Raw genomic sequence first — 13,425 nt, forward strand, 5'->3', positions numbered from 1 at the left:
CGCCGAATTTCGACCCGAAGGCCGAAGTCTCGTCCTCTAAAGTCGACGCCGCGACCGGACGTCCGCAGCCGCCGCCGCTCAGGCGACCGCCGCCGGGCTCGGTCTTGTCTGGCGGCGGCCAAGAAAGCCGACGCCCGCGAGCCCCAGCAGCATCAGCATCCATGTCGAGGGTTCGGGGATGCCGCCCGAGACGGGGGGCGGAGACAACTCGGTCACCAGGAGCCCGCTCGGGGTGGCGCCGCCGCCAAAGAGGTCGTTGCTGAAGAGAAAATTGACGCTGTAGGACTGGCCCGCCGTCGTGGCGAAAGTCTGTGCGTAGGTGTCGTAGGCGCCCGCGCCCGAGGACCCGAAAACAAGAGCGGGAACCGGCGTCCCGTCGTCGTAAGTAAACGTGTTCGTGAACAGGGGAGCGGCGGGCGTCAAGGTCCAGGCGGCGCCGAGCAAATTGGCCCCGGCGCCGTTCAGAAAGACGCCTATGTTGGCGGTTTGCTCGAAATCCAGAATTTGATAGCCGCCGATGGAGATCGTGGTGAGCGGACCGGCGGCGGTGAAAGCAAGGGAATAGGCGGTGTCCGTCTGATCCGGCGGATCGGTCAGGTTGAGCAATATCGCCGCGCGCGCCTGCGGCGGCGCCAGCAGCGCGCAGGCCAGGGCGGCCGCCGCAAGTGATGTGGTCTTTTTCATATTCCTTACCCCCAAGTCCAGATTTGAAGCCATTATCGCCGGGATTTTCCTCAAGCGTGGAAAGAAAATTCGCTCTGATAGGGCGCCCCGGGCTTTTGGAAAGCGGCGACCGAGACGCCCGCGAGCGTCAGCGTCGCGCCCGAGGTCTGCGAAACAAAGCTGATGCTGCCGCCGGCCCCGGTATGCGCGTCCGAGAGCAAAGTCGCCCAGTTCGCGAAGTCGGATTTCGCGAGAGAGATCGAGTCGTTCGACGCGACGCCGCCATGCGTGGCGAATTCCGAGATCGTCGCCGTCTTGAAGCCGGCGCCGAACACGAAGCTCTCGTTCAGGCCGCCGCCCTTGATCGTGCTCGTGGTCCCGCCGCCGATGTTGAAGACGAGGCCATTGCCGTAACCGACGTAGGAGCTGGAGCCGCTGGCGTTGGCGACATCCAGAATATAGGGGCTGACGATCTTGGCCAGCGCCGCCGCGTCCGCCGCGAGTTGGGCCGAAGTGATGTTCAATGTGGGCGGGGAGGCGTCGGAGAACTTGATCGAGGCAATATCCGCCACGTCGCCCTGCAACGCATCGAGGCTCCCCGACACGTCAGCCGCCGTGTCCGCAATGCCGAAACCGCCGACGATCTTGTCGAGCGTGGCTTTGTCGGCCGCGAAGATCGCCGTCGAGAAGCTTGCGGGACCGCCGCTCGCCGTGATCGAGCCGATGTGTGTATTGGCCGCGAGCGTGGCGATGCCATTCTGGACGTTCGCCGCCGTATCGGAGATCGCCAGTTGGTAGGCCGATCCATTGGCGTTGCGAAGTTCGGCGATCGTCGCCGCGTCGCTCGTCAACTGCGCGACATTGGCGCCCACCGCCGCATTGTCTGAAATCGTGACCGCGACGATCGAAGGATCGCTCAGGAAGTCGAGGTAAGACTTGATGTCGGCTGCGGTGTCGACGATGCCGAACCCACCGGCGATCTTGTCCAGCGCCGCTCGATCCGCGATGAAAGTCGCCGCCGAAACGCCGACGGTTCCGCTCGCCGCGATCGAGTCGATATGGCTCGCGTCGGCGAGCAGCGCCGGCAGATTGTCCTGGATATGCTTTGCGGTGTCCGAAATCGCGAAGCCGCCGACAATCTTGTCGAGGGTCGGTTCATCGGCCACGAAAATCGCCGTCGAGAAGCTCGGGGGACTGTCGCTCGCCGTGATCGAGCCAATGTGCTTCGCATCGGCTGTGAGAGTCGGCAAGCCGCTCTCGATCGCCGCCGCGCTGCCGGTGACAGCGAGGCTGTAGCCATTGGTCAACTCGCCCAGCGCCCCGGCGTCGCTTGTCAGCTGCGCGACCGAAACCGCGAGCGGGTCGGACGGGTCGGTCAGGGTGATCGCCGTCACATGCGGGTTCGCCTGAAGCGCGTCGAGCTTGGCTGCGACGTCGGCCGCCGTATCGAGGATCGCAATCAAATAACTGGCGTTGTTGATCTTGCCGAGCGCCGTCGTGTCGTCGAGAGCCTGCGAGGCGGTCAGCGTCAGGCTTGGCGTCCCTGTATCGGTCAACGTGATCTTGTCAAGTTGCGCGTCGGCATTGAGCGCGTCGAAGATCGTCGATACTTTGGCGGCGGTGTCCGTGATGTCGAATCCATCGGGCGCGCTATCGGCCGCCGAAGGGTTGGCGAGATATTGCACGACGGTCAAATCGGGAATCGCCGGGATGACCGTTCCGGTGATGGTTAGCGTCTCCGTAGCCAATGCTCCGGAATAGCCGCTCGCGTTGGACCCGGTCGGCGTCAGCGTGATCGTCTCTGTCTGCTGGCCGGTCGAGTTCGTGTTCAGCGTGACGCTTGGCGCCGTGTCCGCTTGGCCGGCGCCGAGTCCGGCGAAAGAGTCCAGCCCGCTGGCGCTGAAGGACGCCGATCCCGAGGCCTGGAGCAAGCCTGCAAGCAAATCCGCCGGGCCTGTCACATTGTTGAGCACGCCGAGGCCGACGGTCAACGCCCCGGAGTTATGGGAGATCGTCCCGAGGTCGAGCGTGAAGCTGTTCCCGTTCCGGCTGAGCGACCCAACGCCTGAGACCAGTTCGAAAGCCGGATTGGCGTAGTTGTTGACCGTGACCGAAAGCGGTGCGGTCTGCTGCGTGAGCGTCGTTTGGCCAAGCCCGTCGATGCTGCCCGCGCCCGTGCCGCCGTCCGACGCGATGTTGAAGGTCGCGCTGCCGGAAAGCACGCCCGCCTGAGCGGTCGAATAGGTCTCCTTGAACGTGTCGTTGTCGCTGCCTTGCGGGGTGATTTCTCCCGTTGAACCGCCGCTGACGGTGATCGCGCCGGACGAACCCGCGAGCGAGGCGACGAGGTTCTCGGAGTAGCCGTCAGCGAGCGCAACGTTGTTCACCGACAGGTTTGCGCTTCCAGTATCCCCGACATGGACGACGGTCGAAAGCGGCGCGATGACGGACGCGGCAAGACGGTAGACCAAGCCGTTGACGTCGATCGTCTGGCTGGGCAGCGGCGTCGACTTGCCGCCGCCGGTGTCCGAAGCGAAATTGATCTTGATCGTTCCGGATTTCGCGCCCGCCGAACTCGTGTCCAGACCGATGCTGAGATTTTTCGCATCGACCCCCTGCGGGGCGAGTTGGCTGATGGCGCCTGTCGCGCTCAGGCCGGCCGGAGCCGGACCGAAAGTGGCGTCGAGCCCGGCCGCAGGCGCGTTCGCCGAATTGGTGACGCTCAGCGGCTTCGTCGCCGCGTCGCCGACGTGAACATTGCCTAAGGCGATCGGGCTTGCGGTGTTGATCGCCGCCACCGCCGCCGACGTGACGTTTCCTGTGATCGTCAGCGTGATCGGCGTGATCGCCGCCGAGTAGCCGCTGCTGTTCCGCTCATTCGCGTTGAAAATCAGGGTTTCGTTGATTTGACCCGGCGCTTTGGTGTTGAGGGTCGCGTCAAAAGCCTGAGTTTGGCCTGGAACGAGCCCCACGATCGACGGCAGTCCGCTCTGGAAGGACAAGCCGCTTCCGCTCGACTGCAAAACGCCAAACAGCGTATCGGCGGGGGCGCTCGCCAGATTGGCGATTTCCAGGGCCAGAACCGGCAGGTTGCTGTCAACCGAGATCGTGCCGAGCGCGAGCGTCCAGTTCGAGCCCGCCTGCGTGAAGGTCCCGACGCCAAAACGATCGATGAAGGCGGGCTCGGCCGCGACGCCCGGAACAGCGTTCGCGTTGACGACGGTGACGCTCGCGGTCGCGCCAACAACCGGCGGGCCGCCCGCGTCGGTGCTGACCCCGACCTCGAGTTGCGCGGAAGGCGTATTCCCGACCGAACCAGTAACCGAGAGGGCGAGCGAAGCGCTCGTCGCGCCGGCGGCAATGGTCACCGTACCCGACGGGAGCGCGTCGCCGGCAAAGTCGCTGGCGCCAAGATAGCCTGAGTTCGGGGCCTCGACCGCATAGTTGACAGTAACCGGGTTCGAGACATCCGAACCCGTGCGGTAGACGATAAAATTGACCTGCGTCGGTCCGGAGGCGTTTTCGGTCACCTGCGACGAAACAGCGGCCACGCCGACCGCCTGAGCCGCATTGGGGTTCGTCGGATCCGGCGACAGAATGACTTGTGTCGCGCCCTGCTTGTCGGCGGCCAGGAACGCCGGGTCGCCGGTCAAGGCATAGTCGAGCGCCGCGCCTTGCGCGACCGCCGGATCCGTGATGCCCGCCGCCGCCGCCGCGGCTAGCGCATTCTGCTGAACCGAGTTCGGCAGAGCGCTGAGCGACAAGGCGTCGCTCGGGAAGTTCTTGTCGGTGAAGGTCGCCGTCGTCTGCGCGGCCCCATAATCGAAGAGCGAGTCGGTTTGGCCGAGAGCGTAGCTGAGCGTCGCGGAGCCCGACTGAAGCCGCCAGGCGTCGGCCCAGGTCGTGTAAAGGTCTGTGTAGGAAAGCGGCTGGGTCAGGACCGTTCCGTTGGGCAAGGTAAAGTTGTCCGCGGGATTTCCGTTCGCGTTCCCGAGCAGTCCTGCATAGGCCCCGGAGACGGCCGACCGTGGCAATGTGGTGTCGACGTTGAGGAAATTGCCGGAGTTCGACACCGTCGCGGATTCGCCGGTCGCGTAAGTGATTTGCCAGGAATTTGGCGTGAGCTGCTTCAGTGAAGCTGAACCTATATGGATCGCCGGGCCACCGGGCGTGAGGCCCGACACTCCGGCGGCGCTTCCGTCGATCCAGACCGTGTCGGCGCGGTTCGCCTCAAAGGTGACGCGATGTCCGCCGCCGACCGCCACACCGACCGCCGTCGTGACAGAAACCGCGGCGCTGTTGAACCATCGATGGGTTCGAATCTGGACGTCGAATGCGTCGCCTGGCTTCGTTGACTTCGCCAGGGTGAACTCGCCCTCCCCCTGGAAATTGTAATAGACGTGATTATAGGTCGTGAGGTGGATGTCGCCCACGGCGGTTCCGCCGTCGCCGCCGCCGTCGCTGCCGCCATCGCCGCCGTCATCGTCCTCGCCATCGTCGCCGTCGTCAGGGCCGTCGATCTCGATTCCGCCGGGCTTGTTGAAGACCACGACGACCCTGCGGTCCGGCAGAGCGGGCGAACCCAAAGGCGTCGAATTGAACGTGAGCGTGATGGTGTCCGGCTGCTGCGGGCTGCTGTCGGTGACCGTCCCGAGCGAATAGTCCTCGGCGTTCGGAACAGGGATAGAGGCGCTGTTGAGCGCGACACTCCACGCGCCGACTTCCGGAGAGAAGGGCTCCTGCTGACCATTCGCGCCCAGCCCGAGGCCAATCGGCGCGTTCAGGCCGTCCGTTCCGGCGAACCCGATGACCGAGGGGTATCCGGACACGAGCGGAAGGTTGACATAGACCTTTCCGACATAAGCGGCGCCGCCCTGGTCCCATTGCAAGAGCGCCGCCGTGCCGGGATTGGCTGTGCTGCCGCCGAATGCGACGACTGACGAGCCGTTCTGCAACAGGATGCTGACCGGCTGCGCATACGGCTCGGTCGGATCGTTGGTGGTGGGCAAAACGAGAGAAACGGTGGCGTTCGACGTCTTGCCGTCTTCCGTCGCGGAGACCGCGATCGAGGAGGCGCCGCCCGTGTACACGAGTTCGGAGAGCATCTGATTGAGATAGGCTGCGGTTCCGGTCAGCGTGACATTCGACGCAGCCTCGGTGGACGCCGCGTCGGCGCCGTTGGCGAACCAGAAATCGAGGCCGCCGCTCGCTTCGCTGAGCGTGAGCGTAATCTGCGTGTCGGCGGGCATACCCGCGCCCGGAGCGACGCTGATGCCGTCGACAGGGCTCTCGATGTTATTGCCGACGACGTCGAAGCCCGGCGCGGTGATCACGGGGGGCGTCGAGGGTGGCGGAGCCGCGGCGACCGTTCCGGTGACGGTGAGCGTTTTTACCGGGATCGGGGTTGAGCCGGCGCCGTTGTCGCTCGCGGGGGAGAGGGTGATCGTCTCGCTGAAAGTTCCCGCCGCGCCGGGCGTGAACGTGATCGACGGCGCGGTGTCGGCTTGTCCGGCCGCGACGTTCGAAAACGCGCTTAAACCGGCGTTCGAGAAAGCCGCATTCGCAGAGACTGAAAAACTGCCGGACAGGGTGTCGGCTGGCGCCGGCCCGCTGTTCAGCACTTCGAGGTTGGCGGTGAGCGGCCCCGAACCGTAAGCGACGGTTCCGAAGTCGAGCGTGTAGTTCGTTCCGCCTTGAGTGAGCGTTCCCGAACCGGACGTCTTCTCGATCGTCGCCTGCGCGGCGTTCTGGGCGAGCTCGATATAGGTTCCGCCGCTGCCGTCGGACGGATGGATGAAGTCGGCGCTCGAATAGTTCCCGGCCAGGTTCAACGTCGCGACGGTCGACGCGCCGTTCAGGACCGTCAGCACGCCGCTCGCGTAGGAAACGCCCGTTACGACCGTATGCAGAAGGTCGATCTTGTCGCCTTCGGAGAAGTTCGCGATCGTCGCGGCGAATTGTCCCGGCGCGCCGAGGTCGAGAACGCCTGCGGTGCTGGTGAAGTCGATGACGTGGCCGGCGTCGACCGCAGCGCCGAAATCCAGGACGCCGTTTCCGGCGATTTCGAAATTCCCGGTCCCGCTGGCCGAGGTGATCGCGTCGCTGAAGTCGAGCAAGCCGCCCGTGATATCAATGGTCGCGGCGGCGAGCGCGCCGGAGACGTTTGTGGCGCCGCCCGTGATCGTGAAGGCGTTTCCGCCCGTGACGTCGAGCGATCCGCCGATGTTGATTGTGCCGGAACTGCTCGCCGGGCCGGAGACATCGAGCGTGGAAGCATTAATGATGTCGATTCTTCCGGTGTTGGCGAGCCCCTGCGCGTTCACCGTCCCCGACGCGCTGTAGCCGCCGATCTGCAGGTAGCCGCCGTTGGTCAGCGTCCCGCCGATTGTCAGCGTGCTGCCGCCCGCGTCGCCATAGGTATTGTCGACATAAATATTGCCGGTGTTGTTGAGACCGACGTTCGTCGTGACCGCGTCGCCGTATCCCAGCGCCAGTTGCCCGGCGTTGCTCGCAAGCCCCTCCAGCGCGCTGCTGGTCGAAAGATCGATCCCGGCGTCGGCGACGCGGCCGGCGCCGCTGAGATTGATCTGCGCGCCGCTGGCGATGGACGCGATCTGGCTCGTCCCGGAATATTCCAGCAGACCGCTGTCGTTGAGGACGCCTGTCCAGGTCGAGGGCGCGGTCCCCACTGTGACGTCGAGCGTCGAGGCGTTGATGATGTCGATTGTTCCGGTGTTGGCGAGCCCCTGCGCGTTCACCGTCCCCGACGCGCTGTAGCCGCCGATCTGCAGGTAGCCGCTGCTGGTCAGCGTCCCGCCGATTGTCAGCGTGCTGCCGCCCGCGTCGCCATAGGTATTGTCGACGTATATGGCCCCGGAATTGCTGAAATCCCCGGTTACGCTTTCGACCTGGCCCGGGTCGGAAATCGAGAGCGCCGCGCCGCTGTCGCTGATTGTGACCGAAGCGACGGAAATGGGTGTGGTCAGGCTGACCGTGTAGCCGCCCGAGACCGAGAGGTAAACGTCGTCCGTCGCCCCCGGGGCGGCGCCTCCTTGCCAGTCGGCGTTGTCGCTCCAATCGCCGCTATTTCCGCCCCACGTGATCTTGGTCATCGAAACCCCCAATGAGATAAACTGGGTTCAATCGGCCTGACGCGCCGAAAAAACATAAGAAAGGCGGTCCGGTCAAGCAGCGGTCTATACGGCCTTGCGCGACTGGAGATAACTTGTGTAACGGACGCCCCCCGAAGCCGAGCGCCCCAAGAGCCCAGCTCGAAAACTCAACAACCGCCCTTACGCCTCCCCATGTCGCGCCCCAGGCATAATAAAAATAATCCGACATGAATATCGCCTGACGTACACTGTAGTCGGGCCAAAATAACTCCCGCATCTAGCTTTGGACGAGGAAAATATTCAATTTCTGACTCTGAAAACTAGCGGTGGTTTCCGATTAATCTGCCCATATCGTTGCGCCCGCCGCGAAAGAACGCCAGCACTAAATTTGAAGGACCTTAGTCCGCTACCATACATACTCTGCAAGGGATCCCGCTCTGTAAATTCGACTGAATGGCTAAGACTGGTCTTAAGACCTCCGGTCCGCACGCGGCCGCATTCAGAGACGACGCCGGTCTGCTCGCGCCGTACGACGGATCCTGCCTTTCGGCGCTGCCGTCAAACGCGAGGCCGCAGTCGCACTTTCAGGCCCGTGGGCGACATGACGAAGCCAAAGTCTTCCCGGACATCCTCCGAACGACCCTGACGCTCCACTTCGTAATTCTTGTAGAGCAGGGCCAGCAGCGTATTCATCTCGACGAGGGCAAGGGCGCGGCCGGGACACATGCGCGGACCCGATCCGAAGGGAATATGCGCGCTCAGGTCGTGCGCGCCGTCGGGCGGCTCAAGCCAACGTTGAGGCCTGAAGGCCTGGGCTTCGACAAAATGGTCGTCCGTGAGCGCGGCAGGCCGCGAGAGGATGGCCACGACCGTTCCGCGCGGAATCTCGATGTCTGCGATGCTCGTGTCGACGTTCGCTTCCATCAGCAACACCGGCGCAACGGGTTTGAGCCGCATCGCCTCGTTGGCGACGGCGCTGGCGACAGGCAATGCATTCGCCGCGTCAAGGTCGCCGGGCGCAATTGCGTCGCGCAGCAGGCTGTCGGCTTCGGTCCCTATTCGTCGCGCCCACTCCGGATGATCCGCCAGGAGGTGGATCGCCCAGGCGAGCGAGTTGGCGGTCGTGTCCTCCCCGGCCAGCAGCAAGATGAAAAGGTTCGAGGCGATGACATCGTCGCAATAAGCGCGGCCGTTCTCGTCCGTCGCCTTGACCATCGCGTCGAGAAAGCTCGACCTTTCCGGTTCGCCGGCGGCTGCCGCCGCGCGTTTGCGCGCATCGGCGATCAATTGGGAAAGCCAGGATCGAACTTCGGCAATGCAGCGATCGAAGTGTCGATCGCGTGGCAGCCTGAGGAAGCGCCAGGTCGGGACAGGCGCGAACAGTCTGCGCGAGATCGTGGGAAGGAGGACCGAGAGACGTTCGGTAATGTCATCGCCGTCCTGCTCGACGGTGTTGGCGTCATGTCCGAACACGATCAGCATGGTCACGTCGACGGTGAAGCGTTTCAGTTCTTCGACAATTTCTGCGTCGGCGCCTGCGGAGGCAAGTCCGCGCCAGCGTCGATGAAGGCGCTCGGCGACCGTCTTGATGTGCGGGTAAACGTCACGAAGATGGCGTTGGGAAAGCGCGGCGACAGTGAGCTTCCTTTGCGGACGCCAGACGTCGCCTTCGGCGTTGAACACACCGCGCGTGCCGACTTCGACCAGGATGCGATCCAGAGTGCTGGAGCGGCGGAACGCCTCGGGACGTTCACGAAGCACATGGTCGATGAGGCGCGGATCGCTGACCGCGACAGCGCGGTCGCGTCCCAGTCTGAATGTGTACACGGACCCGTAACGGGCCGCCCAGCGCTCCAGAACCAGATGAACCGACTTCTGGTCGATCTGATGCAGGTTCCCGACAAACGGCAGCGCCCTGGGGCCGGGCAGTTCGTGCAGTTTGCGCGCCGCGGTCTGCTTCTCGGCGCCGTGCTTCAGGCTGGAGACATCGGCGAAGATCGCTCCGTTGCGCTCGACGATCGCACAGGAGGCCAGGCGCTCGGGGCCGCCTGTCCTTTGGCCGGAGGCGAGATCGAAACGCCAGCGGTGGTTGCGACAGACGAGATAACCGCCTTCGATCTCTCCTTCGCCAAGCAGCGCTCCGAGATGCGGGCAGCGTCCCTCGAAAGCGCGCCACCCGTCCTGCGTATGAACCACGGCGAGATCGACCCCATCCGCCGACAAGGCGAACGGCCCCGGCCCCACAAGCTCCGAGACATTAGCGACGCGCGTGAAAGACGCGATTTTCATGAATTACCTCTTCGGCGACGAACTTAGTTTCCGTCTTTAAGACGCATCCTTAACGCTTGCATTTGATAGCAGGGCGCCGGGCCAAGTCATGTTTTTAAAGATCAAAATATTTTGATGACCCGCTGACTTTCGGTTCGGTTAACCGTCGAACTCTGGCCTCAAGCCATTGAAGAGCCGTTGAAGGTCCGCTTTGAAGCGGCTTTAAAGGTTATTCATTGCGCCCGGCAATGACCGGACCTGGCGCCGAGCGGGCGCCCAGCCGTCACTTCGGGCGGCCGCTATCTGCGGTTGGGACCATCCGCGCCGCGCGTGCAATGTTTTTCTGGCCCCCAGACTGCGAGTTTGGGGAGGGAGTGAGCGGATTCGACGTTACTGCCATATCCCCAGTTCTTCGTCATCGGCGTCTGCATCGCGAATTTCCGGTTCTACGATAAGCTGAACGGCCTCGGTTCATTGCCTTTCAAACACTGATCGCCACGGCCCGAAAACATTATCCACTCCGTTCTCAATAGACGGTGGCGCGCGAGCGCCAAACGTAGTCTATGATCGCTCTCCCCGGCGCCATGAAACGACAACCGAACCATAGAGAGACCAATGCAGCTCACAGGAATGCTTTATGGCTCACAACTGCTTGAATATGTGGGATTTCCGACTTCCGAAGTGCTCGGACCCGGCGCCACCGAAGATGAAATTCAGAATTTGATCGACCGCCATGGGCAAATTTTTATCAAGCCCGTCTTCAAGGGCGGCGTCGGCAAGAAGGGAAAGGCCGGACTGATCGGCAGCGCCAAAGACGTCAAGACGGCGCTGGCCGAAAAGGAGCGCCTCTATTTTGCCGAATTGAAGACGGCGCAAGGCGTCTCAAAGGCGAATGGCGTCACGTTCGAAAGCTCCGTAGCAGCGGAGCACGAAGTCTATTTCTCGGTGACCGACGCCACCGAATTTCGCGCGCCTACCATGACGCTCAGCCCCTCCGGAGGCATGGAAATCGAAGAGGTGCCGGCCTCGAAAATCGCCCGCGTGCCTTTCGACGCCCTGACCGGACTGAAAGCCTTCGTCGTCGCCAATGCGCTGACCAGTGTCCAGGCGCCGCGAGAAATCATATCTCCGCTCGTGCAATACATACCGAAGCTCTGGGAATTGTTGCATCACTACGGAATGACCACGTTAGAGCTCAATCCTATCCGCATGCGGCCGGATGAGTTTGGGCGCCTCGTCCCCGTCGCCTGCGATTTCAAATGCGGTTTCGATCGCGACGACCCGCGCGCGCATCGGCTCAATCTTCCCAGGAGCCTGTTCTCGCTCGACGCATCCGCGTTTGAGCATGAAATCAATCAGTTGCGGACCTATCAGGGACAGTCGGACGTCTTCGTCATCAATAGTGAAGGGTCTATTCTCGCGCCCACTTTCGGCGGCGGCGCCAATTCCCTGGTCACCGAATTGCTCGGCGACGTGGCGATCATTTCCTCGGATTTCGGCGGGAACCCTCCCTATGCCAAGATGAAGGAAGTCGCGCGCATTTGCTTCAAGCACTGGCTCAAACAGACAAACGTCCTGTTCATCGTCGGCGGCAAGGCCAACAATACCGACATTTACGAGACGTTCCGCGCGATGGGCGACGCCTTGCGCGAACATTTTTCCGAATTTGGAGCCACACCGCTCTATGTCGTGGTCGCGCGCGGCGGCCCCAACCTGGTGCGGGGCATGGCGGCGCTTGCAGAGAATTGCGACAGCCTCGGCCTTCCCTTTCGCTTCTTCGGCTTTGACAGCGCGATTTCGGAAGTGACGAACTACGCCCGACAGATTGACACCTGGATGCGAGAAGGCGGGCGCGCCGAGATTGCGCAAAAGCTCGGTCTCGAAAAGAGCGCATAGAGCCTTTTCCGATCCGACGGAATCGGATCGGGGGCTGTCGCTTATTGTTTTTAGGCGTTTTCTTCACGCGAACCGGTATCCGCTTCGCTTGAAAACGCTCTAGACGCCCGTCCGAAATCAGGGAGCGAAACAAATGTTCAAAAGAGGACTCGAGGGATTTCCCTATTATTTGGGCGTCAACTCCCTCAGCGAAATCGCCGCTAAAGATGACCGTGTTTGCGTTCTCAATATCCTTGGCAGCGAATCTCGTCAGGTCACCCCGATCAGCCACGCATTTTCCGGCGGCAATGTCGTTTTCGGCACCTCGCCCGGACGCCGGGGCCAGGTTCTGGAGACGCCGATCGGCGACATACCGGTCTACAACAACGTTCTCGAGGGCATCAACGACGGCCAGACCTTCAACACGGGCGTCGTCTACCTGCCGCCCGCCGGCGTCCGCGACGGCGTCGCCGAGTTGATCCGCATCAATCGCGAATTGAAAAAGATTGTCATCATCACCGAAAAGGTCTCGGTGCATGACGCGCGCGAAATCCGGGCTTTGGGCCAAGGGAACGGGATAGACATTTTCGGCGGCAATTGCCTTGGCGTGGCCGATTCCTGGAATCGCGTCCGCATCGGCGGCGCGCTCGGCGGCGATCATCCCAATGAAGTCCTGCGGAAGGGATCGGTTGCGATCTTCTCGAATTCGGGTGGCTTCACATCGACCATCGCGCAATATCTTGCGACGGAGGGGTGGGGAACCACCACCCTCGTCTCGTCCGGCAAGGACGTCTATATCCATTATGCGGCGCGCGACTTCGCCCATGCTTTCAAAAACGATCCTCGCAGCGCCGCAGCCGTGCTCTATTGCGAACCTGGCGGCTACTATGAGCGCAACCTGGAGTTCGACAAGCCGGTTGTCGTCTGCGTGGTCGGGCGGTGGAAATCCAAACTGACCCGCGCGGTGGGTCATGCCGGCGCGATGTCCGGTTCCGGAGACTCGGCCGAGGATAAAGAATCGTGGTTCCTGAAGCTTTTCGGAGTCGAAACGATCTTTACGCCCGACGCTCCGGCCGCCACCGCCGCCGGTGCGGTGGTGACCAATATCGGCCATATACCCGCCGCTTTAACGGCAGTAATGAAGCTCAACGGGATCGCCCCGGATTTTCCCGGAAAGGGCGATCTGTCTCTCAAACCCTGGATCGCCAATGATCAGGGCCTTATATTGCCGAAAGGCGTGGCCCTCCCGCTAGTGACGCCTATCGCGCCCTATGACGAGCAAATCCGGAATCTGTCGAAACAGATCGGGGCGGTCATCCCGCGCCAGAACATGAAGGACGCTTCCGGCGCCAGCGTGATGGATCCTGAGACCCAGGTGACCAGCGTTCACGGACGGACCGTCCTCGACCTCGCGTTGTCGCCGCTGGAAACCCATTTCGCTTTGCCGCTGGCCCATGGAATCATTCCGGAGAACGCCCGAAAATTACTGAACATCGCAATCGGCGCC

4 protein-coding genes and 1 pseudogene are annotated in these 13,425 nt (G+C 62.7%); 2 read left to right on the forward strand and 3 right to left on the reverse strand.

Going from position 1 to position 13,425, the window contains the following annotated elements; translation table 11 throughout:
- Nucleotides 1–78 precede the first annotated feature (78 nt).
- The 3 genes from QZY01_RS05725 to QZY01_RS05735 all read right to left on the reverse strand — a co-directional run bounded on the left by QZY01_RS05725 (nt 79) and on the right by QZY01_RS05735 (nt 10,064).
- On the reverse strand, nt 79–684 hold the full coding sequence (locus tag QZY01_RS05725) for a PEP-CTERM sorting domain-containing protein (protein ID WP_294534466.1): 606 nt from the start codon (nt 682–684) through the stop codon (nt 79–81).
- 50 nt (nt 685–734) lie between these two features.
- On the reverse strand, nt 735–7,775 hold the full coding sequence (locus tag QZY01_RS05730; RefSeq protein WP_294534469.1) for a choice-of-anchor D domain-containing protein: 7,041 nt from the start codon (nt 7,773–7,775) through the stop codon (nt 735–737).
- A 558-nt stretch (nt 7,776–8,333) separates the two neighbouring features.
- On the reverse strand, nt 8,334–10,064 hold the full coding sequence (locus QZY01_RS05735) for a cytochrome P450 (RefSeq protein ID WP_294534472.1): 1,731 nt from the start codon (nt 10,062–10,064) through the stop codon (nt 8,334–8,336).
- A gap of 594 nt (nt 10,065–10,658) precedes the next feature.
- On the opposite strand from QZY01_RS05735, the gene QZY01_RS05740 reads away from it, so the two are divergent.
- Nucleotides 10,659–11,939 (forward strand): ATP-grasp domain-containing protein, encoded by a 1,281-nt coding sequence (locus QZY01_RS05740; RefSeq protein WP_294534475.1) that lies wholly within the window; start codon nt 10,659–10,661, stop codon nt 11,937–11,939.
- A 133-nt stretch (nt 11,940–12,072) separates the two neighbouring features.
- Nucleotides 12,073–13,425: pseudogene (locus QZY01_RS05745) on the forward strand (CoA-binding protein); the annotation flags it as partial.

This window comes from uncultured Rhodoblastus sp. (genome assembly GCF_903903185.1).
Classification (GTDB): domain Bacteria; phylum Pseudomonadota; class Alphaproteobacteria; order Rhizobiales; family Beijerinckiaceae; genus Rhodoblastus.